This is a genomic window from Pseudomonas sp. A014 (assembly GCF_052378495.1).
GTDB classification, from domain to species: domain Bacteria; phylum Pseudomonadota; class Gammaproteobacteria; order Pseudomonadales; family Pseudomonadaceae; genus Aquipseudomonas; species Aquipseudomonas machongensis.
Window position 1 is genome coordinate 2,235,259 of record NZ_CP199001.1, and the last position, 25,748, is coordinate 2,261,006.

A 25,748-nucleotide genomic window follows, 5' to 3' on the forward strand; every position below is an offset into this window, starting at 1 on the left:
CAGAAAGAGGTCACCATCATCCCACCGTCGCCTGCGGCTGAGTAGCCAGCCCGTGCTTCGCTCGCCAGCCGAGCGCGGGTGCGATGTCTTCGGCGATGATGCGCAGGCGTTCGAGCACCTGGGCCTGGGTCGAGCTTTCGGCCTGGGTGACCACGATCAGGTAGTCGACGTAGCCCAGCAGCGCCGGGTCCTGGCACAGGCTGTGGACGATGTCGTCGGGGGCACCGTGGTGCACGTTCATCAGGCGCAGGTGCGCGTCCAGGTCCAGCGCCTCGTCGATCAACCCCTCACGGCGCAGGCGCGGTACATGCCGTTCGATGTCGATGGCCAGTTCCGCCTGGGCACTGGCCCGGTCGTGTGCGGGAAACACCGCACGGACCACGCCGATACGTGGCGCTCGGGTTGTATCGCGCCAGGCATGCAGGTAGGCGTCGGCCAGGGGTTTCTGCACGGTCAGCGGGTCGTGGGTGGCGGTGCCGAGCAGCAGGCCGTTGCCTTGCCGGGCGGCATACGCGGCACCCGCGACGCTGCCGTGGGAGTGCCAGAGGCGCTGGCGCAAGCCGCAGGCGGGCGGTTGCAGGCTTAGGTCGGCGTGCAGGGTCGCGCCTTCGAGCAGTTGCTGCAACTGCTGTTGCTGGGCTTCGAAGTGCGCCTGGCGTTGTGCTGGATCCAGCCCGAAGGCGGTGAAGTTGTCGAGGTTGGCGCCGCCGCTGCCCAGCCCCAGTTGCACCCGCTGGCCGCTGAGGCTGTCCAGCACGCTGGCGTCTTCGGCCAGGCGGATCGGGTCTTCGAAGGGCAGCACGATGACGCCGGTGCCCAGCTCGATCTGTCGCGTGCGCTCGGCTACCGCGGCCAGCAACACCAGGGGCGAAGGCAGTTGCCCGAAGCCGCTGCTCAGGTGGTGCTGGGCGATCCAGCCGCCGTCGAAGCCCAGGGCCTCGGCCACTTCGAATTGCTCCAGCAGGTCACGATAGGCCTGCCGTGGGTCCTCGCCGAAGGCGTGGCTGAGAAAGCCCAGCTTGAAGGGTTTTTGCGGGGATAAGGTCATGCTTGCACGGGCTCCACGAGAGGTCGGTTAATGGCGACGCCAGGGCGCCAGCCGAGCGCCGGTGCGATGTGCTGGCGCAGGATTTCCAGGGCCCGGATCGCTTCGCGCAGCGGTGTACTGGTGGTCTGCACCTGCACCACCAGTTGGTCGTGCACACCCAGCTGTGGGCCACGGCGCAGCCCCTCGACGATCTGCGTCGAGCTGCCATGCAGCACGCCGAGGCGTTCGAGCACTGCACCCAGATCGCCGCCCAGGGAGGCGTCGAGCACACCGATGGCCTGCTGGCGGCGCACATAGGCCTGGATGTCCTGGCGCAGCGCGGTGTCGTCGCCACCCTCTGGGAACACCGCTTGCACCCGCACCACGCGCGGCGCTGTGAGGTGATCACTGCGCCAGCCCTGGCGATAGCGCTGCACCAGCTCCACGCCGGCCTCGACCGGCAGGTGCGGGTTGGGCGCCATGATCAGGCCGTTGCCACGTGCGGCCACCTGCTCCACCCGTGAAGTGGCCTCCCACAGGCGCTGGCCAAGCCCGCGAGCCGCAGGACGCAGTTGCAGCCCTTGGTCGTTGAGCGCGGCGTTGCCGAGGGCATCGTGCAAGCGTTGCAGGTGGTCTTCGTAGCGCCCGTGGCGCTGCTCGGGGTTCAGCCCGAAGGCGCTGAACGTGTCTGGGTCAAAGCCGGCACCCAGGCCCAATTCCACGCGCCCGTCGGCCAGCAGGTCGAGTACGGCGGCATCTTCGGCCAGGCGCAGCGGCGGCTCCTGGGGCAGGACGATGATCGCCGTGCCCAGCCGGATTCTCCGGGTGCGCTGGGCGATGGCCGACAGCAGCACCAGCGGAGAGGGCAGGCGCCCCTGTTCGCTGGCGAAATGGTGCTGGGCCACCCAGCCACTGTCGAAGCCGAGCTCTTCGGCAACGCGAAACAGCTCCAGGGTCTCGCGGTAGACCTTGGCGTCGAACTGCGGCTGGTAGACGCGGGTGAGAAAACCCAGTGAAAAACCACCGCTCATGGTGTCTGTCCTCGGTCGGGGGCGGGCAGGGCGCTGAGCCGTTGCAGGGCGGGTGTGGCGGCAGGTGACTGCAGCAGGCCGCTGAAGGGGCTGATGGTCAGGTAACCTTTGGCCAGCCACACGGCTTCGTCGTCCTGCTCGGTGTCGCTGGCAGGTGCACTGCGGGAAAAGCCGATGCCGGGTTTGCCGGAAAGCGCTGCGCCGAAACTGCCCAGGTCGTCGGTGTATTGCGTGTCGAAACCCACGTAGCGGCCGATGCGAGTCAGGCGAATGCCCTTGACCTCGCTGCCGGCGGGCAGATTGATGTTGAGGCCGATGCCAGCGGGCAGCAGCTTGCCGTCGGCCGGGCGCTGTTGCTCCAGCGCCTGCACCAGGCGCTGCACGAAGCGTGCGGTGCGCTGAGGGTCGTGATCCTTGAGGTCGGTACTTACCGCCAGGGTCGGCACGCCGGTCTGCAGCGCCGCACTGGCGGCGTTGAAGGTGCCCGAGGCGAGGTTGATCGCGCCGACATTGTTGCCGGGGTTGGGGCCGACGATCACCAAGTCCGGGTCGGGCATGACCTTCTTCAGACCCATGAGCACGGCCATCACCGGTGTTGCGCTGATCTCGATGCTGACGCTCTGGCCGGCACAGATCGGGCTGGTGCAGGGGCCTTGCTCGTGGGTGGCGAGAAAGTAGCTGTTGGGGTAGGCGGGGTCGTCGTCGCGCCCGATACTGACTTCGCGTCCGTAGTAGAAGGCACCGCCGCGCGCACTTTGCTCGCTCTTGGGAGCGGCGATGCGCACGGTGTGTCCGGCGGCCTTGAGGGCGCTGTACAGCGCGCGGATGTTCGGATGCTGGTAGCCGTCGTCGTTGCTCAGCAGGATATTCAGGGCCAGGGCAGGCGATGCACTGATCACGCCCGCCGCCAGCACCAGGCCGGCCAGGGCCTTCATGCCGGGGCCCGCGTGCTGAAGCGGTTGGCCGGGCGCGGCAGGCCCAGGTGTTCGCGCAGGGTGCTGCCGGCATAGTCGAGGCGGAACAGTCCGCGTTGCTGCAGCACCGGGATCACCTGGTCGACGAAGGTGTCGATGGCGCCGGGAAAGTAGGGGAAGAACACATTGAAACCGTCGCAGGCGCGGGCCTGGAACCACTGCTCGAAGCTGTCGGCGATATCGCTCGGCGTGCCGATCACCGGGTTGCCACCAGCCAGGCGCAGGTACAGCTGGCGGATGCTGAGATTGTCGCGCCGGGCCAGTTGCAGCACCTGGTCGCGGCGGCTGCCGCGCTGGCCGGGCGGGGTGTCGGGCAACGGGCCGTCGAGGTCGTGGCCGGAGAGGTCGATGTCTTCACCCAGGGTGTCGGCCAGCAGGCGCAGGCCCAGCACCGGGTCGATCAGGGCCTGGAACTGTTCGAACAACTGCTGGGCCTGTTCGCGGGTATCGGCGATGAAAGGGGTGACGCCAGGCAGGATCTTGATGTGCTCGGGATCGCGGCCCAAAGCTGCAGCACGCTGCTTGATGTCCTGGTAGAAGGCCTGGGCGGCGGGCAACTCGTGGTGTGCGGCGAAGATCACTTCGGCCACCCGCGCCGCCAGGGCCTTGCCGGCTTCCGAGGCGCCGGCCTGCACCAGGACCGGGTGCCCCTGGGGTGGGCGAGCCACGTTCAGTGGGCCACGCACCGAGAAGTGCGCGCCCTTGTGGTTCAGGGTGTGCAGCTTGTCCGGGTCGAAGTAGCGGCCGCTGGCCTTGTCGCGGACGAAGGCATCGTCGTCCCAACTGTCCCACAGGCCCTTGACCACGTCATGGAACTCTTCGGCGCGCTGGTAGCGGTCAGTGTGGTCGATGTGCTGCTCGCGGCCGAAGTTCCAGGCCTCGTCGGCAACCACCGAAGTCACCAGGTTCCAGGCGGCGCGCCCCTTGGACAGGTGATCGAGGGAGGCGAACTTGCGGGCGATATGGTACGGCTCGTTGTAGCTGGTCGTGGCGGTGGCGATCAGGCCGATGCGCTCGGTGACCGCCGCCAGTGCCGACATCAACGTCAGCGGCTCGAAGTGCTCGGCACGCGCGGTGCGGCTCAGGGCATCGAGGTGATGGCCCCAGAGCGCCACCACATCGGCAATGAACAGTGCATCGAACTTGCCCCGTTCGGCGCTGCGGGCGATGGCCTTGAAATGTTCGAAGTCCTGGCTGGCGTCGGCCTGGGCCAGGGGGTGGCGCCAGGCGGCCACATGGTGACCGCTGTTGGCGAGAAATGCGCCCAGCTTGAGCTGGTCGGTGCGACGGGTCATGACAGCCTCCGTGCAAGCGTTCGGCAGGGCCCTGCCGCCTGCGGGGCGACAGGGCGGTGGGTCAGAAGTTGTAGGTCAGGCCGGTGTACCAGTAGCCGCCGGTGGTGCCATAGGGCGAGAAGTTGCCATAGGGGAAGGCGCCGGAGCTGCTGGGCAGGTGGGTACGTTCCGGGTAGACGTTGAACAGGTTGTTGGCGCCTGCGGTCAGGGTCAGGCTGGAGGTGAGGTGATAGTCCAGGTTCAGGTCGGTGATCCAGGTCGGCGAGAAGGTGCGGTCGAAGGCTTCGGTAGTCCCGTACTGGGTGTACTCGCCGTAGCGGGTCAGGTTCAGGCCGATCTCGAACTTATCGATGGTCCAGGTGGCGCCCAGCAGCAGCTTGGATTCGGGCAGGCCGTGCTTGAGGTTGCCCTGACGCTGACGGTCATAGCCACCGGTAGGCCCGAGGGCCTGCTGGGCCACCGGCGAGGCGTGGATATCGTCGATCTCGGTGGTGTTCCAGTTGAAGCCCAGGGTGTAGCGCACACTGCCGTAGGCGCCCAGCGCCTGACGGTAGTCGCCGACCAGGTCGATGCCGCGGGTAGTGGTGTCCAGGGCGTTGGTGAAGTAGGTCACCGACTGGTTGGTGGGCAGCCCGGCCGCGGCGAGGATCGCGGTGATCTGCGGGGTGCCGCCAAGGTAGCCGGTCTGGGCGATGCGGTCCTTGATCTTGATCTGGTAGGCATCGAGGGTGATGCTGGTGGCATCGGTCGGCTGCAGGGTCAGGCCCAGGCCGAAGTTCGTGGATTTCTCGGGCTTGAGGGTGCTGGCCCCCAGCGCCTTGGCCACGGCCGAATCGACCGCTACGTTGCGGTAGTCGAACAGGTTGCCGTTGACGTTGCTCTGCGAAGTCGAGCTGTAGATCTGCTGGGCCAGCGAGGGCGCGCGGAAACCGGTGCTGAAACTGCCGCGCACAGCGAGAATCGGCGTCAGCTGGTAGCGGGTGGCGAACTTGCCGTTGGTGGTGGTGCCTGAACCGTCGTTGTAGTGCTCGTAGCGCCCCGCCAGATCGACATGCCATTTGTCGGTCAGGTCCTGGCCGATCTCGCCGTAGCCGGCCAGGCTGGTGCGGCCTTTTTCGGCGGCGTCGGCGGGTGTGGTGCCAGCACCGGAAATGGTGCCCGGTGCGATCGGGTTGCCACTGGCGCCGGTGGTGAACGGGCCGCTGGCGTAGGAGGCGTAGTCGCCCTTGCCGATCTTGTAGTTCTCGTAGCGCTGTTCAAGCCCCCAGGAAATCTGCGTCGGCTTGGCCAGGCCGAGGTCGAAGGCGCGGGTCAGGTCGAGGTTGTTGGTCCACTGGCTGAAGGTCTTCACGCCAGTGTCCACCGAGGTGGGCGAGTCGAGGCCGTAGCTCAGGTTGTAGGTATGGCGCAGGGTCGCTTCGGCGTGGTCCTGGCCGTAGGTGCTCGACAGGTCGTAGTCCCAGCCGGCGACGTTGCCCTTGCCGCCGAAGGCCACCTGGAAGTCGTTTTCGATGAAGCGCAGGGTGTCTTCGATGCCTTCGGGGAAGGGCGTGGCGATGCCGTCGAAGGTCGATGGCTGGTGGAAGGCCAGGGGCTTTTCCGAGTTGCGCCGGGTGTAGGTGGAGAACGAGTACAGCGTCAGCGCATCGCTCACGGGGAGTTCGGCGTTGTAGCCCAGGCTGAAGTTGCGCGCTTCGGGCAACCCCGTGCCGTAGTAGGTGTGCTGCAGGCTGGTGTTGCCGGCGCTGTCGGTGTAGGGCGCATTGTCGGAACGGTCGGAAATCTTCTGGTGCTTGATGTCCACGCCCAGGTTGATGAAGCCGTCGTTGGGCAGGGCCAGGCCGACGTTGCCGGTCTGGCGTACGGTTTCGCCGTCACCGTTCTCGTAGTTCTGACCATAGCTGGTGCTCAGGCTGCCGCCGTGGTCGGTCTGCTTGAGCACGATGTTGACCACGCCACCGATAGCGTCCGACCCGTATTGCGCCGAGGCACCGTCGCGCAGGATTTCGACGTGGTCGACCAGGGCGGTGGGGATCATGTCGAGATCGACCGGCTGCGAGCCAGAGTTGAGGTAGGTCCCGTTATTGAGCAAGGCGCTGTTGTGGCGACGCTTGCCGTTGACCAGCACCAGCACCTGGTCGCCGTTCAGGCCACGCAGGCTGATGGGGCGCACCACCGAGGTGGAGCCGAAGCCGGACGATGCAGGCTGGTTGAGCGAGGGCAGCACGCGGCTCAGGGCGCGGGTCAGGTCAGGCTGCCCGGTGGCCAGCAGTTGCTTGGACGAGATGACATCCACCGGTGCCGGGCTTTCGGCCAGGGTGCGCGCCTGGCCGCGGTTGCCGACCACCACCACGGTGTCCAGCGGGTTGTCGCTCTTGCTCTCGGCGGCCAGCAATGGGCTGCCGGCGCCAGCGGCCTCGCACAGGGCGAGGAACAGCAGGCTGTGGGCGAAGGTCTTGCGCGGCCGGCGCAAACCGGTAAGGCGTGAAGAAGTCATGTACGAAGGCTCCAGTGTGTTCCCCGGTTCGCGCCCTGCTGGGTGGCCAACCTTGTCGAGTAAGGCGACGTCTCTGCGTCGCGAAAAGATCAGAGGCGGCTTGTTGCCGACTGCGCGTGGCTCCGGTCTCAAGCTCTGGTGGCGGAGCCTGGAGCAAGGGCTGTGCCAGGCTGAAAAGGCCTTTCTGGACAAGGGTTTGAGATCAGGGCGAGGCGTGGACTGGTGTTTTTGTAGCAGTGTCTGGCCAAGGTGTTGGTTTTTGCGCAGTGACGTCGTCCTTGCCATGGGACGCCAGGCAGCACCGCCGGCATTGGCACACCACTTGCTCCGGGGCACGAACCCTCTTTCAAGGAATTCATTCGATGCCACGCCCCGGACCGCGCAACTTGCTCACCGACATCCCTGGCCTGCTGGTCGGCCACGCCCTCGATGAGCGTGTCGCCACTGGCGTCACGGTGATTCGTACCGAACGCCCATGGACGGCGAGCGTCGATATTCGGGGTGGCGGCCCGGGTGGGCGTGAAACCGCGGCGCTGGAACCGGAAAACATGGTGGGGCAGTTGCATGCCCTGGTGTTTGCCGGCGGCTCGGTGTTCGGGCTGGGCGCGGCGGACGGGGTGGCTGCCGCTTTGTCTGCGCAGGGTGTGGGCTTGCATCTGAAGGCCGGCGCACCGGCCATTCCCATCGTGCCAGCCGCTGTGCTGCATGACCTGGCCAATGGCGGCGACAAGCGCTGGGGGATGGAGCCGCCTTACCGGCGGCTGGGGATCGAGGCGTTGGGCAACTGCACCGCCGATTTCGCCCTTGGCGCGGCGGGCGCCGGGCGTGGCGCGATGGCAGGTGTGCTCCAGGGTGGCCTGGGTTCGGCATCGCTGGACCTGGGCGATGGCGTGATGGTCGCGGCGCTGGTGGTAGCGAACCCTATCGGTTCGGTGTACATGCCCGATGGCGATACCTTCTGGGCCTGGCCGTGGGAAATCGATGGCGAGGCCGGTGGTGTTCGCCCTCGCGCTGATCAGGATTGCAGCGACCCGATGCCCGAACTGTCACGGTTGGACTCGATGGGGCGTCTTCAGGCTGGGGCGAATACCACGCTGGTGGTGATCGCGAGCACTGCACGGATGAGCACTGCCGAGTGCAAGCGTGTGGCGATCATGGGGCAGGATGGCATTGCCATGGCGGTGCGTCCGGCGCACCTGCCATTCGATGGCGACACCGTGTTCGCCCTGGCCAGCGGCGAGGTCGAATTGAGCAGTGGGGCGCGGCGGCAGGTGGATGTCGGCCGCATCGGCGCGGCGGCGGCCAGTTGCGTGGCCCGCGCAATCGCCCGGGGGGTGTACGAGGCGCGGCGCGCGCGGTAGAGGCAGACACCGGCGTTGCCGGTGTTCGGGGAGCATGCTTGCCGTCGCCCGGCTAGCGCCCGAGCACCTCCTCGACGCGCGCCACCGCAGCCTGCGCCAGCCCTGGCAACCCCAAGGCTCGATACACCCGCGCCAGCGCTCGATTGGTCGGTACGTCCAGCCCGTCGTAGCGCCGTCGCAGTTCCAGCACCTGCTGCGCCCCGGCCCAATCCTGCGCCCCCAGCCGCGCGTCCAGCTCGATCTGGGCAAACAGATCCCGCTGGGCATGGCTCCCACCAATCTCGTTCAGCCGTGGCAGGGCCACGCCAAGCCGCGCCAACGCCAGCGTATGTTCGCCACGGGCATGGGCCAGCAAACCCTCGGCCAGCGGCACTGTCACCTCGGCCCAGACCGCCCGGCTGAACGGCGGTGCCTCGCGTGCGCGTTCGCGCAGTGCCTGCAGCAGCCTTTGTGCCTCGGGCTTGTCGGCGCGCGCCAGCCCATACAGGTACTGGACACTCAGAAACGGCTGCACCGTGTCGTCGTGGCGCTGTTGCAGGTAGGGCGCCAACGCTTGCCAGCGCTCGCCCACGTCGACGCCCGCCAGTTCCAGCCGGGCCAGCAACGACACGGCGCCGACCTGGTCCTGCGAGTAGGCGGGCAGCACACCCCACACATGCCGGTCATAGATCTCCAGCACCCGCGCCTGGTCGCCACGCCCGAGGTAGAACAGCGCCAGGTGCCACCAGTTGTGGGTGTACATGAACGAATTGAGCACTTGCCAATGTGGGCTGACGCGCTCAAGAAAGGCGATACCTTCCTCGATTCGCCCCTGGGTCAGCATCACATGGGCCAGCGCATGCTGCGCCCAGGGTTCGTCGTGCTGCAGTGCCAGGGCCTGGCGTGCGCTGGCCTCGGCTTCCTCGAGCAAATGACACTGCTCGTAGGCGAAGGCCAGCATGCCGTGGCTCTGGGCGACATCCCCGCAGCCATCGACCGCCTTGAGCGCGATGCGCAGCAAGGCCGGCCAGTTGCCGCGATTGAACTGCACATACTGGTTGAGCTTGGCGGCGAACAGGTCGCGTGGGTAGTGCTCGAGCAGGGTTTCGCTGAGCTGCAGCACCTGGTCCAGGTCCTCGTCCATCCAGGCCTGCAGCAGCGCCAGGTACAACGCCGCCCGCGGATGCGGTGCGTTCACCCGAGCGGCGACCTGCCGATAGCGCTCGGCGAGGGCCGGGCCTTCGGGCGATTCGCTGAACATCAGCAGGATGCCGGCCAGGGCATTGCTCAGCGCTGATTCGGGGTGGCGCTCGGCGCTGGCGAGGATGGCTTCGGCGCGCGGGTGGTAGCCGAGAAAGCCACCGATGAAATCGTCCAGTGCCTTGCGGGCCTGGGGGTGTTCGGTATCGAGAGGGTTGCCGAGGTAGTCCTGTGACATGGGTCGAGTGTCCGGTGGATTGTCGATCTGACAAGCAGGGCAAGGGCTGTGCCAGTTGGCTTGCGCGCACCTCATGCGCGGTGCGGCGCGGCTGGACGCAGCCGTGGAAAGCGATGCATCGCCGGGCACACTGTTGCTTTTTCCACACTCACGCCGCGCGCTGTGGATTTTTCATCAGTGAAGTTGCGTCACGAGCCCCTGCGGTGCCCGTGGGCAGGCGTTGCGCGCAGTGGCACACCCCTTGCAAAAATGCCCTGCAGAGGGGCCTGTGCCCCGTGCAATCATCGCCAAGGAGTCCGCATGCCCCATCAAGCCCACCGCCGTCCGCCTCACCCCGGGCCGCTGCGTCTTGCCCTGAAACGCCTGGGCCTGCTGGCCGGTGCCGCGCTTCTTGCCGCCAGCGTCCATGCCGCGCCGCGCGACGGTGGCGTGCTGAACCTGATCGCCCAACCTGAGCCGCCGTCGCTGATGCACGGGGTGGTCACCCACGTTTCCACCCAGTACGTCAGCGGCAAGATCCTGCAAGGGTTGTTGACCTTCGACACCACGCTCAAGCCCCAACCGGTATTGGCGCGTAGCTGGAGCGTTACGCCGGATGGCCTGACCTACCGCTTCACGCTGCAACCCGATGTGCACTGGCATGATGGCCAACCCTTCACGGCAGCCGATGTGAAGTTCAGCTTTGGCACCTTCTACCCGGAAGTCGACAAGCGCGTCGGCAGCGTGTTCGCCGAGTACGTCGACAGCATCGACGCCAGTGATCCGCAACAGGTGGTCTTTCACCTGAAGAAGCCTTTCGCTCCGTTCCTTTCGTTGCTCGGCAGCGGCCTGCGCCCGGTGGTGCCCGAGCACCTGTATGCCGGCACCGACTTTCGCAGCAACCCTTATAACCTCAAGCCCGTGGGCACCGGGCCCTTCGTGTTCCAGGAGTGGAAGCGAGGCGCCTACATCAAGCTGGTGAAAAACCCCGACTACTGGAAAAAGGGCCTGCCGCACCTGGATGCCATCGTCTTCCACGTGATCCCCGATGGCTCATCGCGCGCGGCCGCTTTCGAGCGCGATGACGTGCAGGTGCTGCGCAGCGGCGATGCCGACTATGCCGACCTCAAACGTCTCGCAGCGTTACCGGGGGTACAAGCCTCCGAGCAGGGCTGGGAGCTGTATTCGGGCCTGGCCTTCCTGCAGTTCAACACGCGCAAAGCGCCACTGGACAACCCCAAGGTGCGCCAGGCGATCCTCTATGCCTTGAACCGCCCGTTCATCGTCGACAACATTTTCTTCGGTGCCGGCAAGGTCGCGCCGGGCGCCTTCGCTTCGAGTTCGCCTTACCACGACCCGCAACTGCCGCAGTACGGCTACGACCTTGCCAAGGCCAAGGCGCTGATCGCCGAGTCCGGGGTGGATGTGGGCGCCGTGCGGATCCGCCTGCTCAACGGCGAGAAGGGCGGGGCCTGGGAACGGCTTGCCGAATACACCCGTCAGGCCTTGCAGCCGCTGGGCTTCAAGGTGCAAGTGGTGACCTCCGATGCGGCCACCTGGTTCCAGCGTGTCAGCGATTGGGACTTCGACCTGACCTACAATTTCATTTTCCAGATCGGCGATCCCTATCTGGTCAATGCCTACCTGTACCGCTCCGACTACATCGTCAAGACGTCGCCCTTCGCCAACGTCGGCGGCTACCGCAATGCCGATGCCGACCGCTTGTGGAACCAGGTCGCCGATACGCCCGAGGGCGCGGAGCGCACCCGCCTGTACAGCCAGCTCGAGCACTTGCTCAACGACGAGCTGCCGGTCGCGCCGATCTTCGAGATGCGCTACCCGACGCTGTTCCACAGCCAGGTGAAGAACCTGCTGCAGACGGCCACCAGCCTCAACGAAGACTATGAGAGCGTCTACCTGGACGCCCCGGCGCCATGAGCGGCTTGAGGTCTTTCGGTGGGCGTCTGGGGCGTGCGCTGCTGATGATCCTTGGGGTGCTGGTATTGAGCTTTCTGCTGGTGCGCCTGGCGCCTGGCGACCCGGCATTGCTGATGGCCGGCGAGGCCGGGATCGACGATGTCGAGTACGTTGCCAAGCTGCGCAGCGACATGGGCCTGGACCAGCCACTGCCACAGCAGTTGTGGCGTTACCTGGGCCAGGTGGCGCACCTGGACCTGGGTTATTCCTACCGCAACCAGGCACCGGTGTGGGACCTGCTCGCCGAGCGCCTGCCCGCCACCCTGAGCCTGATGGGCGCTGCGTTTCTCGTCTCGTCGGTGCTCGGGGTCGGCCTGGGCGCGCTGGCAGCGTTCAACCGCCAGCGCCGACCCTGGCTGGACGGGCTGATCGCCAATGGTGCGTTGCTGTTGTTCGCCACGCCGCCGTTCTGGCTGGCGATGCTGCTGATCCTGTTGTTCTCGGTCCACCTCGACTGGCTGCCGGCGTTCGGCATGCAGACCGTTGCCCGCGACCTGCATGGCGTCCCCTGGCTGGCGGACCGGCTGCGTCACCTGGTGCTGCCATGCCTGTCGCTGAGCTTTCTGTTCCTCGCCCTCTACGTGCACCTGACCCGCGCGTCCACCCTTGAAGCACTGCGCCAGGAGCATGTCTATACGGCGCGCGCCAAGGGCCTGCATCCGGCGCGCATCGTCTTCGCCCATGTGCTGCGCAACGCGCTGCTGCCGGTGGTGACCTTCGCCGGGCTGCAACTGGGGCAACTGGCAAGCGGCGCCTTGCTGATCGAGGTGGTGTATTCCTGGCCGGGCATCGGCCGACTGATGTACGACGCCCTGTCCCAGCGCGACTACGGCGTGTTGCTGGGCGGCTTTCTGCTGATCTCGATCCTGGTGGTCGGCTTCAACCTGCTCACTGACCTGGCCTGCCGTCTGCTCGACCCGCGGATCGCAGCGGGAGGGGCAGTACGATGAGGGATTCAAGCGTGTGGCAACGTTTTCTCGGGCAACCCGCGGCACTGGCTGGCGCGGTGTTCCTGCTGCTGTTGGGGCTGCTGGCCTTGGCGGCACCCTGGATCGGCCAGGGGTCTCCCTGGGAAATGAACACCACGCCGATGCTCGCGCCCTTCACGCAAGCCCAGCACTGGTTGGGCAGCGACCTGCTGGGGCGCGACCTGGCCACGGGGCTGCTGTATGGCGCCCGGGTGTCACTGGCGGTGGGGGCGCTGGCGAGCCTGGCCACGTTGCTTGTCGGCTTGCTGGTCGGTGCTCTCGCGGGTTACTTCGGCGGTTGGCTGGATGCGCTGTTGATGCGCGTGGCCGAGTTCTTCCAGATCATTCCGCAGTTGGTGCTGGCGGTGATCCTGGTGGCGGTACTGGAGCCGTCGCTGGGCACCATCGTGCTGGCCATCGCCCTGGTCGCCTGGCCGGGTGTGGCGCGCCTGGTGCGCAGCGAATTCCTCAGCCTGCGCCAGCGTGAGTTCGTCCAGGCTGCGCGGGTGCTGGGGCAGTCGCCGCTGGCGATCGTGTTCCGGCAGATCCTGCCCAATGCCCTGGCGCCGCTGCTGGTGACGCTCAGCTTCGTCATGGCCACGGCGATTCTCACCGAGGCGGCGTTGGCGTTTCTCGGTCTGGGCGATCCAGAGGCGATGAGCTGGGGCTACATGATCAACGCCTCGCGTGGTGTATTGCGCGAGGCCTGGTGGATGAGCCTGTTGCCGGGGCTGGCGATCCTGCTCAGCGTGCTGGCGGTCAACCGCGTCGGTGAAGGCCTGCGTATCGCATTCGAACCTGCCCGCCGAACAGGAGTGTCGTCATGAGCCAGCCGATCCTGCTCGATATCGAGCACCTGCGTATCGCACTGCCAGCAGGCGGTGATCGCAGCCATGCGCTTCACGACCTGTCGTTGCAGGTGCGCGAAGGCGAGTGCCTGTGCGTGGTAGGCGAGTCCGGCTCGGGCAAGTCGATGCTGGCCAAGGCCCTGCTGCGCCTGCTGCCGACGCCTGTGCAGGTGGAGCAGGGCACGCTGCGCTGGCGCGGCGATGACCTTGCGACACTGGACGATGCGGCCATGCGCGCGCTGCGCGGGCGCGACATCAGCATGGTCTTCCAGGAGCCGATGAGTGCACTCAACCCGCTGCTCGGCGTGGGCCGACAGATCGACGAGACACTCCAGGCCCACGGCATGAAGAACGCTGCCCAGCGTCGCGCGCGGGTTATCGAGCTGCTGGGCTATGTGGGGCTGCCCGATCCCGCGCGCTTGCGTCATGCCTACCCCTTCGAGTTGTCTGGCGGGCAGCGCCAGCGAGTGGTGATTGCCATGGCCCTGGCGTTCGCGCCGAAGCTGCTGATCGCCGATGAGCCGACCTCGGCGCTGGATGTGACCACGCAACGGCAGATCCTCGACCTGCTGCGCCGTATCCAGCGCGAGCACGGCATGGCCATGCTGTTCATCACCCACGACTTTGCCGTGGTCGAGGCCATCGCCGATCGCGTGCTGGTGCTGCAGCAGGGCCATGTGGTGGAACAAGGCAGCTGTACCCAGGTGCTGAGCGCGCCGCAGCAGCGTTATACCCGACAACTGATCGCTGCCGCCGGTGCCCTGCCGGCCCATCCACGGCCGCCGTTGGGGCAAGGGGCGCTGGCGTTGCAGGCACGACAACTGGAAAAACACTTCAGCCGCCGCATCGGCTGGTGGGGCCGACGCACGACCCAGGCGTTGGCGGGTGTCGACCTGCAATTGGGCGAGGGCGAAACCCTGGGGATCGTCGGCGAGTCCGGCTCGGGCAAGTCGACCCTGGGCCGCTGCCTGGTGCGCCTGCTGCGCAGCGATGCTGGCAGCCTGCAGTGGCACGGACGTGATGTGACAGGGTTGCCCGAGACGCAGCTACGGCCTTTGCGTGGCCAGGTGCAGATGATCTTCCAGGATCCCTTCGCCTCGCTCAATCCACGCCAGCGTATCGGCACGCAATTGATGACCGGGCCGTTGGCCCAGGGGCGCAGCCAGGCAGAGGCGGCGCAGAAGGCGCGCGAAGTGTTGGCCCTGGTCGGGCTGCCGGCCACCGCGCTGGCACGCTACCCCGATGAATTCTCCGGTGGTCAGCGCCAGCGTATCGGCATTGCCCGGGCGCTGGCGGTGGAGCCAAAGGTGCTGATTGCCGATGAGTGTGTGTCGGCACTCGATGCGCTGATCCAGGTGCAGATCATCGAACTGCTCGAAGACCTGCAGCGGCGCCTGAAGCTGAGCATCGTCTTCATCACCCACGACCTGCGGGTGGCGGCGCGGCTGTGCGACCGCATCGCGGTGATGCAGGCTGGCCAAGTGGTGGAGCAGGGCGCGACCCGCAACGTGCTCGAACGGCCAGCGCATCCCTACACGCGCAGGCTGTTGCAGGACTTCGCGGTGCAGGCGCCAGTGGCCGAGGCCACCCCATGAGCCGGCGGATGATGAGCCTGAACGCCTTTCTCATGGCCACCGGGCACCATGTCGCGGGCTGGCGTCACCCTGATGCCCAGGCCGATGGCGGGTTGGACTTTGCCCATTACAGGCAGTTGGCACGTACCGCCGAGCGCGGCTGCTTCGATGCCCTGTTCCTCTCCGACACCCTGGCCATGCTGCCCGGCGATCGCGAGGCGTTGAGCCGCATGGCACGCACCGAGCATTTCGAGCCGCTGACCCTGCTGGCAGCGCTGGCAGCAGTTACCGAGCGCATCGGCCTGGTGGCGACGGTGACCACCTCCTACAACCAGGTCGAGACCCTGGCGCAGGCCTTCACTTCGCTCGAGGCCTTGAGTGGACAGCGCAGCGGCTGGAACCTGGTGACGTCGAGCAATGCCCAGGAAGCGTTCAACTTCGGGCGTGACGGGCACTTCGAACACGCCCGGCGCTATGAGCTGGCCCGGCGTTTTCTCGAACAGTTGCAGCGTCATTGGGCAAGCGCTGGGGTGACGCCCGTGCAAGTACTGGCCGGCGCTTCACGGGCAGGGTGCGAGCTGGCGGCAGCCCATGCCGAGGTGGTGTTCACCGCACAGCCGGAACTGGCCGGTGCCCAGCGTTTCTATCGCGAACTCAAGGCGCTGCTACCGCGCTTCGGGCGCAGTGCCGAGCAGATGAAAATCATGCCGGGGGTGCTGCCGATCGTGGCCGACTCGCGCGCCGAGGCCCAAGCGTTGTTCGAGCAGTTGCAGGCACTGGTGCAGCCTGAAGTCGGCTTGTCGTTGCTGGCCGATATTGCCGGGGGTGTCGATCTTTCGGCGTATCCTCTCGACGGGCCGTTGCCGGATCTGCCGGGCACCGAGTCCGGCGTCAGCCGCCGTGAGCTGTTGATCTGCGTGGCCCGTGAGGAGGGGCTGAGCATCCGTCAACTGTACTTGCGCATGGCCGCAGCACGTGGCCATCTGGTGCTGGTAGGCGACGCCCGGCAGATTGCCGACCAGATGGAGCAATGGTTTACCGAGGGCGCCGCAGATGGTTTCAATGTGATGCCGGCGTATCTGCCCGATGCCCTGGGGGCCTTCGTCGACAAGGTGGTACCTGAGCTGCAGCGCCGAGGGCTGTTCCGGCGTGCCTATCAGGGCAGCACCTTGCGCGACCACCTGGGCTTGGCCCGTCCCGATTCATTTGCCTGTAAGGAGGCCCTAGGTGCCCATGGCTGACCCGAACCGATTCGCCGACTTGCCGCGGGTGCGCGGCCAACTCATCGAAGTGCGCCCCGGACGACGGCTGAGCGTGGCTGTGCAGCCCGGCAGCCACGAACCCGACACCGTGGTCTTTCTCGGGCATGGCAGTGGTGGCAACAAGGATCAGTGGCGCGAGCTGTGGCCAAGCCTGCGCGAGCAGGGTTACACCCTGGTGGCCTGGGACCTGCTCGGCCACGGCGACAGCGACAAGCCGCATGACACCAGCGCCTATGCCTGGGAGGCGCTGGTGGCCGACCAGGTGGCATTGCTGCAGCGCCATGCCGGGCGGCGCAACCTGTTGGTGGGGCACTCCTATGGCAGCGGCCTGGCCATGAGCACGTTGCTCGAGCTGCCGCGTCAGCTGCCGCACGTGCGTATCGACGGCGCGTTGTTGCTGGGCAGCCTGTTGCAGCGGCCTGCGGGGCGCGGTGGCTTGCTGGGCCTGCCGACCTGGTTGTTGAAGCTGTTGCGGCCGATCCTGGCCAAGGACTTTCGTGCGCGGGCCTGGCATCCGCTGGCCGACCCGGCGCTGATCGAGTACGAGGAGGGCCTGGCCCAGCGCAACCGCCTGGATGTGTTCAAGGCGCTGATGAACAGCGCGAGCTGGCCTGAGCCCGAGGCGCTTGCCGGGCTCGACCTGCCGGTACAGGTGGTGTCTGGCGACAGTGATGGGCTGACGCCCGCCAGTGGCGGAGAAGCCCTGGCGCGACAGTTGCCGCGCGCACAGTTCCAGGTGCTGGCCCAGTGCGGCCATCAGTTGATGCTGGAGCGTCCGGCACAGGTGCTGGAGGCGTTTGAGCGTCTGTTGAGGGAGGTGAAGCGTGACGACAAGCTGGTTATTTCATAAAGGAATATTTATCTAATTTTATATTCCTTTTTCGGATTTCCACTTTGAGGCACAGTGCCAGCCTTTAGCTTGGCAGGTTGGATATGGATTTGCGGCCGTCATCGACCCAACAGCTGCTCGGGCAGTTGTTCGTGCAGAACTACACCTGGCTCTGCGCTCGCCTGCGCAGCCGCATGGCGTGCCCGCACAGCGCCGAAGACATCGCCTCGGAAGCCTTCGTGCGCATCCTCGGCCTGCCGGATCCGGCGGCCATTCGCGAGCCGCGGGCGATGCTCACGACCATTGCCCAGCGCCTGCTGCAAGAGAGCTGGCGCCGCCGCGACCTCGAACGTGCCTATGTGCGCTGGGTTCGCGACCTGCCAGCGCAGGTGCAGCCTTCTCCGGAAGAGGCGCACCTGGTAATCGACAGCCTGCTGCACCTGGACCGTGTGCTCGACGGCTTGCCCGGCCAGGGCAAGGCGGCGTTCATCCACAGTCAGCTCGGTGGCATGACCTACAGCGATATCGCCCATCGGCTGGGTATTTCCGTCAGCCGCGTACAGCAGTACATGAGCGAAGCGTTTCGCCTGTGCTACCAGGCGCTGGACACATGAGCGAGCAGCCCATGGCCCAGGTGATCGACGAGGCGGCGCAGTGGATGGCGCTGCTGCATTCGGGGCACCTGAGCGAGGAGGATGCCGCCGCCTTCCAGCGTTGGCACGACGGCGATGCCATGCATGCCCAGGTATTTCGCCGCATGAGCCAGGGGCTGGGCGAGGCCAAGCGGCCAGGCTTGCAGCGCCTGCCCGAAGAGCAGGTGATCGCGGCATTGCAGCTTCCCTCCGGGCGCCGCCGGTTTCTCAGGAACAGCCTGGGTGCGCTGGGGGGCCTCGGTGTGGCGGCACTGGCAGGCAAGACCGTTGGCGAGCGCATCTGGGCGCCGGGTGATCTGCTGACTTTGACCGCAGAGCGCCGCAGCTTCGTACTCGACGGCGGCAGCCGCCTTACCCTCGATGCGCAGACGCGGGTGAGCCCGCGCCCCCCAAGCACCCTCTACGTGCACCAGGGCGCCTTGCAACTCGAGTGCAGCGGCCCGTCCCTCACCCTGGAGACTGCGCGTGCCGACATCGAGGTGGAGCAGGGCGGCACGCTGCTGCTTGCGCAGCGTTTCGACGGCGAGGTCAGGCTCACCGTGCTTGCGCGCCAGAGCGTGGTGCGCACGCGCCAGGGCGATGCGCTGCGGGTGAGGGCGGGGCAACAGGCACGGCTGATCGCCGGGCAGGCGCTCTGGCTGGGGCGTGCGGACCCTGCGGCGAGTGCCTGGCTCAGCGGGCTGTACGAGGCGCGCGAGAGTACGCTGGGTGAGGTGGTCGAGGCCTTGCGTGCCTACCGGCACGGCGTGCTCAGGATTACACCCGAGGCGGCGAAGTTGAAGATCAGCGGGTTGTTTCCACTGGATGACAGCGCGCGGGCACTGCGTCTGATCGCCGCCGCCTTGCCGATTCGGCTGGCGAGCGTAGGGGCGCTGTGGGTGAGTATCGACCTCGCGTGATGCATAAGCTAAGCACCAATCGATCCAAGCCTTTTCTGCAGGTTTCGCCCGCTGGTTGCTCATTAGCGCAAACCCCACTGCAGAAAAGGCCCGCCATGCCCAACCCGATTCACGCCACGTTCCGCCACTCCTGCCTTGCCCTCGCCGTCGCCTTGGGCAGTAGCCTGCTGGCGCCTGGCAGCCACGCACTGGCTGCCGAGCCCCTGGTCGACTACGCCCTGCCGGCTGGCGACCTGGGCCAGACCCTGGTGCAGATCTCACGCCAGAGCGGCGTACCGATTGCCTTCGACCCGCAGCATGTCGCCGGCCAGCGCGCACCCTCACTGCAAGGGCGCTACAGCAGTGACCAGGCGCTGGAACAGGTGCTCCAGGGCAGTGGCCTGGAATATCGCCAGGGCGAGGACGGCGTGGTGATTTCCGCTGCACCTGCCGCCTCCGCTGCGGCAGGTAAAGCCCGCGCTCAGGGTGCCAGCCAGGACGTCCGCCTGGAGCAGGTGATCGTCACGGGCACCCGTGCCCAGGAGCGCACGGCCAGCGCGTCGCTGTCGCCGATCGACATCATTTCCGCCGAAAGCCTGGGCGCCACCGGCTCCGAGGAACTGGGCGCAGTGCTGGCGCGGTTGATTCCCTCGATCAGCTTCCCGCGGCCGAGCCTGGTCGACGGTGCCGAGCTGGCGCGGCCGGCGCAATTGCGCGGTCTGTCGCCCGACCAGGTGCTGGTGCTGGTCAACGGCAAGCGCCGGCACAGCGGGGCGTTCGTCAACCTCGGCGGCGCCGCTGGGCGCGGTTCGGCGCCGGTGGACCTCAACGCCATCCCGATCTCGGCGATCGACCATATCGAAGTGCTGCGCGACGGTGCGTCGGCGCGCTACGGGTCCGACGCCATCGCCGGGGTGATCAACGTGATCCTCAAGCACGATGCCAGCGGAGGTTCGGTCAGTACCCGCTTCGGTCAATACAACAAGGGCGATGGTATCCAGCGCCAGGCGTCGGCCAACACCGGTCTTGCGCTGGGCGACAAGGGCTGGCTGAACCTGTCCGCCGAGGGCAGCGACAACGACTACACCAACCGCGCCGGTGATGACCTGCGCCCCGGCAGCCTCGGCTCCACGACCTACGGCCAGCAGGTGTTCCGCCAGGGCGAGCCGGCCAACGACAACCTCAAGTTCTTCCTCAATGGCCAGCTCGACCTCAACGAGCAGGCCCAGCTCTATGCCTTTGGCGGCTACCGCAAGACCCACGGCCAGACGGCGGCCTTCTACCGCGCCAGCAACAACTCCGGCAACGTGCAGAGCCTCTACCCGAATGGCTTCCTGCCCTTGATCAACGGCACGCTGGAGGATTCCTCGCTGACCACCGGCCTGCGCGGCGACCTGGGCCAGGACTGGCGCTACGATCTCTCGGCCAGCTACGGTCGCAACGACTACGGCATCAATACCCGCACGCTCAACCGCGCGCTGTTCAACGACACCGGCAGCACCCCGCTGAGTTTCGACAATGGCCGCCTGACCAGCGAGCAGAAACAAGTGACCCTGGACCTGGCCCGCGATGTCGAACTGGGCTGGCTGCCTTATCCGGTGTCGGTGGCGGTGGGGGCCGAGTACCTGCACCAGGGCTACGAGGTCAACGCCGGGGAGCCGGCCTCCTACTACAAGAGCGGCAGCCAGGGCTACGCCGGTTTCCGCGATGCCGATGCCGGGCACTGGACCCGGCAGAACTTCGCCCAGTACCTGGACCTGGAAACCAAGTTCAGCGACAAGCTCGGTGTCTCCGCCGCCGCCCGTCACGAGGACTACAGTGACTTCGGCTCGAACGTCAGTGGCTCGCTCTCGGCGCGCTACGACTTCACCCCGGCGGTGGCGGTGCGCGGTAGCCTGTCCACGGGCTTTCGCGCACCGTCACTGGCCCAGCAGCACTTCGCGTCGACCTCCTCGCAACTGGTCGACGGGGTGATTCAGGAGGCAGGGATCTTCCCGGTGGATGCGCCGGTTTCGCGCCTGCTCGGGGCAGACGAACTGAAGGCGGAAAAGTCGCGTAACTACAGCCTCGGCCTGGTCCTGCGCCCGGCCGACGACCTGCAGATCACCGCCGACGTCTACCGGATCGATATCCGCGACCGCATCACCTTGTCGTCGAACCTGCGCCTGAACCAGACGGCCATCGACTACCTACGGGCCGGTGGTGTGGGCGATATCAACTACACCAGCGCCCGCTACTTCACCAATGGCGCGGATACCCGCACCACCGGCGTGGACCTGGTGGCCAGCTATCGCTACCAGTTCGACAACGGTGTGCGCTGGAACACCACGGCGGGCTACAACTACAACCACACCAAGGTCACCGACACCAAGGAAGACCCGGCCATCCTCGCCCAACTGGGGCTGCCGACCACCTCCTTGCTGGAGCGTCGCGAGCGCCTTGGCCTGCTGGGCGATACCACGCCCGAACACAAGTTGACCCTGGGCAACGACTTCAACCTTGGCAACTGGACATTGCGCAGCAACCTGGTGCGCTATGGCAGCTATACCAGCTACCAGAACGACACCAGCTTCCCGGACCAGACCTTCGACGCGCAGTGGGTGCTGGACCTGGCGCTGGACTACAGCCATGACAACTGGCTGTTCACCGTGGGCAGCGACAACGTGACCAACCAGGTACCCGAGAAGCTGGATTTCGCCAACAGCTCGGGTGGCAACCTCAAGTACTCGACGTTCTCGCCGTATGGCTACAGCGGGGCCTTCTACTATGCGCGCCTGACCTATGCATGGTGAGGCCTGCCAGCACGAACCCACTGCGGGGTCAGATCAGGCCACGAAGATCTTGCGTGGGCTGTAGTGCGAGATCCAGCCTGCCAGCGAACCGAGGGTACTGGCGCCGGCCATGTGCGCCAGGCTCTCCAGCGAAGGCTCAAGGTGCGCGGCGAACCAGGCCACCAGGCCCAGGAAGTAGCACAGCAGGTTGTTCATCACCGGCAGGCCGCGCAGGCTGACCACGATGACTGCCACCAGGAACACCACCATCGGGATTGCCAGCAATGCACCGACACTGGGTGCGAGCAGGCCCACGCCGGCTGCCGCCAACGCGCCGAAGACCAGGCCGAGCCAGACGCAGCCCAGGTTCTCCAATGTCGAGCGAGTGGTCAGGCCGCGTGTGAAGAAAGCGATCCAGCCGATGAACATGGCCCAGACCGGCACTTGCATGGCCAGGGCTGTGGCGGAGGCGGCGGCGGCGGTGACCGCTGCGACCAGGGTGACGGTCAGGTAGTGGCTGCGGGAAACGGGAAGGTTGCTCATCGTGTGGTTCCTCTGGGGTGGGTTGACGGCCGGATTCTGGTCCGATTCCCCAGCGGGATAATCACCTGAGCAAGAGCTTGTTAATTCCATTTAAATTAACAAAGTAATTGTAATAATTTGTTTGTGTTTTGAAATTGAAACAAAAGATGTTCATTTGTTTCCGCGTGTTTTAGCCGTTGCGGTGTCGTCCAGCGCCTTCCACACCGCTTCCAGCTGGCTTACCGCTGCCATCGCGTCTTCGGCGCAGATGAAGTTAGCAAAGCCCATCAGCAGCCCTTGCTCTGGCGAGGGCTGTGCCCGCCATTCGCCCAGCGCAAGCAGCGCCATGCCCTCGGCTCGAGCGCGAGAGGCGAGCAGGCGCTCGTCGGTTGCATCCAGGATATGCGCCAGCACATGGATGCCTCCGGCCTGCTGTTGCACGCTCAGGCGTGTGCCCAGGCGTTCCTGCAAGGCATCGACCAGGTAGCCGCGGCGGGTGGCGTACAGCTTGCGCATTTTGTTCAGGTGACGGGCGAAGTGGCCTTGCTCCATGAACTGCGCCACGGTCGCCTGCGGCGCGACGGCTCCAGGGCCTGGCAGGTGACAGGCACTGTCGTTGAAGCGCTCGACCTGGGAAATCGGCACCACCAGATAGGCCAGGCGAAGGCCGGGATACAGCACTTTGCTGAAGGTGCCGGTGTAGAGCACGCGCCCTTCGCGGTCCAGGCTCTTGAGCGCAGGCAGGGGGCGGCCGTGATAGCGGAATTCACTGTCGTAGTCGTCCTCCACGATCCAGGCATCGGCGCCCATGGCCCAGTCCAGCAGGTCCAGTCGCCGCTGCAGGCTGAGTGCCACGCCCATCGGGCTCTGGTGGGTCGGTGTGACCACCGCGAACCGCGCCTGCGCCGCCAGGCGCCGACCTTGCGCGACATCCAGGCCGTCGCGGTCCACCGCCACCGGTTGCAGGCGCATGCCGAGGTGCTCCAGACACTGGCGCGCGTGCAGGTAGCCTGGGTCTTCGTACCAGCCCAGGTCGCCGGGGCGCAGCAGGGTTCGGCATACCAGGTCGAGCGCGCCACGGTAGCCATTGGTGACGAACACCTGCTCATGGCTGCAGTTGATGCCGCGGGAAATGCCCAGGTAGGTGGCGATGGCACGCCGCAAGTGCGTATGGCCGGCGGGCGGTGGTGTGGTCATGGCCGGATTGTCGAGGCCGCGCAGGTGACGCGCTGCCAGACGTGCCCAGGTCTTGCGTGGGAACGCATCCAAGGCTGGCAACCCGAGGCGAAAGGGCGGCAGCTCGGTGCGTGGGTCCTGTTTCTGCTGCGGCGAGGGTGCAGCCTGCTCGAGGTTGACCTGGGCGCCGCCGGACAGTTTGCATAGCCCTGGCGCAACCACCGTGCCCGCCGCTCCGCGGGTGATGAAATAGCCTTCGCCGACCAGCATCTGGTAAGCCATCTCCACCGTGCCCCGGGCCAGATTCAGCTCACTGGCCAGGCTGCGCACCGAGGGCACCCGGTCACCCGCTCGCAGCTTGCCTTTGGCAATCGCTTCGCGATAGCGCTGGTAGAGCTGCAGGTAGATGGGCGCGGTGTGTTCGCGGCTGGGTTTGAGCTGTTGCAGGTCCATGGGGCATGTCCCATTCAATTGAGCGATTCTTGCACCTGTGAGGTAGGTCATGATCTTCCTAGAGTGGCGGCCAGACCTCAAGAGACACATGCCATGAACACCTTTCGCCTGGCCCACGCTGAAACCGACGCGCAGTTGCAAGCCTGCTTTGCAGTGATGAGCGAACTGCGACCTCATCTTGTCGATACCGCCGCGTTCATCGACCAGGTGCGCCGCCAGGCCGGCCAGAACTATCGCCTGCTGGCGGCCTGGCAGGGCGAGGAGGCCAAGGCGCTGGCCGGTTACCGGTTGCAGGAGAACCTGCTCTACGGACGCTTCCTGTATGTCGATGACCTGGTCGCCAGCGCCGAGGCCCGCTGCCACGGCCTGGGCGCGGCCCTGATCGATGCCTTGCGCGAGGAGGGCCGGGCACAGGGCTGCGCGCACCTGGTGCTCGATACCGCGCTGGGCAACGCCCTGGGTCAGCGTTTCTATTTCCGCCAGGGCCTGCTGGCCAAGGCCTTGCACTTCAGCCAGGCCCTGTAGCCCGGCGTTTCGCTTTTCCCTCTCCCGGAGACTACCGATGAGCCCGTGTCCACTGGCCTGCATCCGCAAGCCCCTGTTCGGAACCCTCGCATGAATATTCTGCATATCGATTGCAGCACCAGGGCCGGCTCCTACAGCCGGGCGCTTTCGGCAGCGCTTGTCGCCCATTTGTCGGAAGACATGTCCCAGGTGCGGGTGACTCGCCGTGATCTGGGCCTGACGCCCATCGCCCATGCGTCGGCAGCCTACGCCGACGGCCTGCAGTCACCCAAGGCGCTGCAGGAGGCACTGGCCGGCTCGGCCATGACGCTGTCCGAACAACTGATCGCGGAAATCGAGCACGCCGACGTGCTGGTGATCGGCACGCCGATGCACAATTTCACCGTGCCATCGGTGTTCAAGGCCTGGCTCGACCAGGTAATGCGCGTCGGACGCACCATCGGTCGTACAGCCGAGGGGCGCAAGACCGGCCTGCTCGCCGATCGTCCGGTGCATGTGGCGATCGCAGCCGGTGGTTTTTTCAGTGGCGAGCGTCCCGGCCAGCCGGACTTTCTCACCCCCTACCTGAGCGCCGCCTTTGCCTGCATCGGCCTGCGCTCGGTGCATTACTTGGCTTTGCAGGGCACCGCGGTACTCGAGCCTGCGCAACTGCGCGTTGAGCATGATCGGCTGCTGCGCAGCCTGGCTGAGGAGAGGGCGCGTCCATGACCCTTGTCGAACAACCCGCACCGCTGGCGCTCGAGCGCTTGGGCAGCCGCAGTCCGCTGGCCGTACCGCTGGTGGCGGTGCTGGTGTATCCGTTTCTGTTGATGCTGTTCCACGCCTATGTCAGCGAGCCGAGCGGCCTGGATGGCATCGGCGCGGTGATTGCGCTTGCGCTGGCCTTTGCCGTGCCGATTCCGGGGTTGCTGGTGGCCGGGCGTGCCGATGTGTCGGTGGGCGTGCGCCGATTCGCCTATGCCTGCGTGGCTGCGTCGACCCTGTATGTGTTTCTCGGCGTGGTGCAGGCGCTGCTGGGCAGCACGCTGCCCGATCCGCTGGTGTGGTGCGTGCTGTGGCTGGGATTGGCTGCGCTTGCGCTGCTGAGCGGGCGGCAGCAGGCGGCGGCGTCCGTCACCGGGGGCCTGGGTCGTTGGCGCGTGGCCCACGGTGTGAGTGGGGCGATCCTGTGCCTGTACGTGCTGTTCCACCTGGCCAATCACCTGACCGGGCTGGTCGGGCCTGAGTTGCACGCTCAGGTCATGGACCTCGGCCGTACCGTCTACCGGGCAGGCTTCATCGAACCGCTGCTGGTGCTGGCCTTCGTCTTCCAGGTGGTCAGCGGCCTGCACCTGGCCTGGCGCTGGAGCGCGCGGGTACAGGATCGGCTGCGCACCTTGCAGGTGGCGTCCGGGGTGTTCCTGTCGTTGTTTGTGCTTGGGCACATGAACTCGGTGTTCATCTACGCTCGCACCTACCTGGGCATTCCCACCGACTGGAATTTCGCCACCGGCGCGCCCACCGGCCTGTTGTTCGATCCCTGGAACATCCGCCTGGTGCCGCACTACACCCTGGGTGTGTTCCTGGTCCTGGTGCACCTGCTGCTGGGGCTGCGCGTGGTGATGCAGGCGCACGGTGTGCGGGAGCGGACCGTGCGTCTGATCTGGCGCAGTGGCTTGCTCGCCTGCGCAGCCATTGCGCTGGCGATCATTGCCGGGATGTGCGGCGTGAGGCTGTAGCGCCGGGGGCGGC

Annotated in this window: 21 protein-coding genes; 13 read left to right on the forward strand and 8 right to left on the reverse strand. The window is 66.4% G+C overall.

Annotated features, from left to right (window positions below):
• Positions 1-16: 16 nt before the first annotated feature.
• From ACTYOL_RS10365 to ACTYOL_RS10385, 5 genes are all read right to left on the reverse strand, one after another.
• Positions 17-1,048 (reverse strand): LLM class flavin-dependent oxidoreductase, encoded by a 1,032-nt coding sequence (locus ACTYOL_RS10365; protein ID WP_444757871.1) that lies wholly within the window; start codon positions 1,046-1,048, stop codon positions 17-19.
• Positions 1,045-2,058, reverse strand: coding sequence for an LLM class flavin-dependent oxidoreductase (locus ACTYOL_RS10370; protein WP_200603619.1), 1,014 nt, complete (start codon positions 2,056-2,058; stop codon positions 1,045-1,047). The genes ACTYOL_RS10365 and ACTYOL_RS10370 overlap by 4 nt, the downstream gene beginning before the upstream one ends.
• Positions 2,055-2,993 carry a 5'/3'-nucleotidase SurE gene (gene surE / locus ACTYOL_RS10375; protein ID WP_444757872.1) on the reverse strand — a complete coding sequence of 313 codons (939 nt, stop codon included), beginning with the start codon at positions 2,991-2,993 and terminating at the stop codon, positions 2,055-2,057. The genes ACTYOL_RS10370 and surE overlap by 4 nt, the downstream gene beginning before the upstream one ends.
• On the reverse strand, positions 2,990-4,327 hold the full coding sequence (locus tag ACTYOL_RS10380) for an LLM class flavin-dependent oxidoreductase (RefSeq protein ID WP_054892727.1): 1,338 nt from the start codon (positions 4,325-4,327) through the stop codon (positions 2,990-2,992). The genes surE and ACTYOL_RS10380 overlap by 4 nt, the downstream gene beginning before the upstream one ends.
• Positions 4,328-4,388: 61 nt before the next feature.
• The gene (locus ACTYOL_RS10385; protein WP_054892728.1) at positions 4,389-6,824 is read right to left on the reverse strand and encodes a TonB-dependent receptor plug domain-containing protein; all 2,436 of its coding nucleotides are present in this window, start codon (positions 6,822-6,824) and stop codon (positions 4,389-4,391) included.
• A 362-nt stretch (positions 6,825-7,186) separates the two neighbouring features.
• Between ACTYOL_RS10385 and ACTYOL_RS10390 the strand changes: the two genes are divergently transcribed.
• Positions 7,187-8,185, forward strand: coding sequence for a P1 family peptidase (locus ACTYOL_RS10390; RefSeq protein WP_444757873.1), 999 nt, complete (start codon positions 7,187-7,189; stop codon positions 8,183-8,185).
• A gap of 52 nt (positions 8,186-8,237) precedes the next feature.
• Here ACTYOL_RS10390 and ACTYOL_RS10395 read toward each other — a convergent pair whose 3' ends face one another.
• Positions 8,238-9,602 (reverse strand): tetratricopeptide repeat protein, encoded by a 1,365-nt coding sequence (locus tag ACTYOL_RS10395; RefSeq protein WP_444757874.1) that lies wholly within the window; start codon positions 9,600-9,602, stop codon positions 8,238-8,240.
• A gap of 300 nt (positions 9,603-9,902) precedes the next feature.
• On the opposite strand from ACTYOL_RS10395, the gene ACTYOL_RS10400 reads away from it, so the two are divergent.
• The 9 genes from ACTYOL_RS10400 to ACTYOL_RS10440 all read left to right on the forward strand — a co-directional run bounded on the left by ACTYOL_RS10400 (position 9,903) and on the right by ACTYOL_RS10440 (position 21,362).
• Positions 9,903-11,519, forward strand: coding sequence for an ABC transporter substrate-binding protein (locus tag ACTYOL_RS10400; protein WP_197891475.1), 1,617 nt, complete (start codon positions 9,903-9,905; stop codon positions 11,517-11,519).
• Positions 11,516-12,508: an ABC transporter permease gene (locus ACTYOL_RS10405; protein WP_197891476.1), complete on the forward strand. Its 993-nt coding sequence runs from the start codon at positions 11,516-11,518 to the stop codon at positions 12,506-12,508. Before ACTYOL_RS10400 ends, ACTYOL_RS10405 begins: the two co-directional genes overlap by 4 nt.
• A complete protein-coding gene (locus ACTYOL_RS10410) occupies positions 12,505-13,353 on the forward strand; it encodes an ABC transporter permease (protein WP_054892732.1) in 849 nt (282 codons plus the stop codon). Before ACTYOL_RS10405 ends, ACTYOL_RS10410 begins: the two co-directional genes overlap by 4 nt.
• Positions 13,350-14,969 carry a dipeptide ABC transporter ATP-binding protein gene (locus ACTYOL_RS10415; RefSeq protein WP_444757875.1) on the forward strand — a complete coding sequence of 540 codons (1,620 nt, stop codon included), beginning with the start codon at positions 13,350-13,352 and terminating at the stop codon, positions 14,967-14,969. The genes ACTYOL_RS10410 and ACTYOL_RS10415 overlap by 4 nt, the downstream gene beginning before the upstream one ends.
• An 8-nt stretch (positions 14,970-14,977) precedes the next feature.
• Positions 14,978-16,189, forward strand: a complete 1,212-nt coding sequence (locus ACTYOL_RS10420) for an LLM class flavin-dependent oxidoreductase (protein ID WP_444757876.1) — start codon at positions 14,978-14,980, stop codon at positions 16,187-16,189.
• Positions 16,182-17,060, forward strand: coding sequence for an alpha/beta fold hydrolase (locus ACTYOL_RS10425; protein WP_444757877.1), 879 nt, complete (start codon positions 16,182-16,184; stop codon positions 17,058-17,060). The genes ACTYOL_RS10420 and ACTYOL_RS10425 overlap by 8 nt, the downstream gene beginning before the upstream one ends.
• A gap of 83 nt (positions 17,061-17,143) precedes the next feature.
• Entirely contained in the window at positions 17,144-17,653 is a 510-nt protein-coding gene (locus ACTYOL_RS10430; protein ID WP_125930204.1) for a sigma-70 family RNA polymerase sigma factor, read from the forward strand.
• The gene (locus ACTYOL_RS10435) at positions 17,650-18,591 is read left to right on the forward strand and encodes a DUF4880 domain-containing protein (protein ID WP_444757878.1); all 942 of its coding nucleotides are present in this window, start codon (positions 17,650-17,652) and stop codon (positions 18,589-18,591) included. The genes ACTYOL_RS10430 and ACTYOL_RS10435 overlap by 4 nt, the downstream gene beginning before the upstream one ends.
• A 95-nt stretch (positions 18,592-18,686) precedes the next feature.
• Positions 18,687-21,362 (forward strand): TonB-dependent receptor domain-containing protein, encoded by a 2,676-nt coding sequence (locus ACTYOL_RS10440; RefSeq protein ID WP_444757879.1) that lies wholly within the window; start codon positions 18,687-18,689, stop codon positions 21,360-21,362.
• 33 nt (positions 21,363-21,395) lie between these two features.
• Here ACTYOL_RS10440 and ACTYOL_RS10445 read toward each other — a convergent pair whose 3' ends face one another.
• Positions 21,396-21,884 carry a DUF1097 domain-containing protein gene (locus ACTYOL_RS10445; RefSeq protein WP_112897971.1) on the reverse strand — a complete coding sequence of 163 codons (489 nt, stop codon included), beginning with the start codon at positions 21,882-21,884 and terminating at the stop codon, positions 21,396-21,398.
• A 150-nt stretch (positions 21,885-22,034) separates the two neighbouring features.
• Positions 22,035-23,492, reverse strand: a complete 1,458-nt coding sequence (gene pdxR / locus ACTYOL_RS10450; protein ID WP_444757880.1) for a MocR-like pyridoxine biosynthesis transcription factor PdxR — start codon at positions 23,490-23,492, stop codon at positions 22,035-22,037.
• A gap of 93 nt (positions 23,493-23,585) precedes the next feature.
• Between pdxR and ACTYOL_RS10455 the strand changes: the two genes are divergently transcribed.
• From ACTYOL_RS10455 to ACTYOL_RS10465, 3 genes are all read left to right on the forward strand, one after another.
• Positions 23,586-24,017, forward strand: a complete 432-nt coding sequence (locus ACTYOL_RS10455) for a GNAT family N-acetyltransferase (protein WP_444757881.1) — start codon at positions 23,586-23,588, stop codon at positions 24,015-24,017.
• A gap of 90 nt (positions 24,018-24,107) precedes the next feature.
• Entirely contained in the window at positions 24,108-24,725 is a 618-nt protein-coding gene (locus ACTYOL_RS10460; protein ID WP_444757882.1) for an FMN-dependent NADH-azoreductase, read from the forward strand.
• Positions 24,722-25,735: a hypothetical protein gene (locus ACTYOL_RS10465; RefSeq protein ID WP_444757883.1), complete on the forward strand. Its 1,014-nt coding sequence runs from the start codon at positions 24,722-24,724 to the stop codon at positions 25,733-25,735. The genes ACTYOL_RS10460 and ACTYOL_RS10465 overlap by 4 nt, the downstream gene beginning before the upstream one ends.
• Positions 25,736-25,748 lie beyond the last annotated feature (13 nt).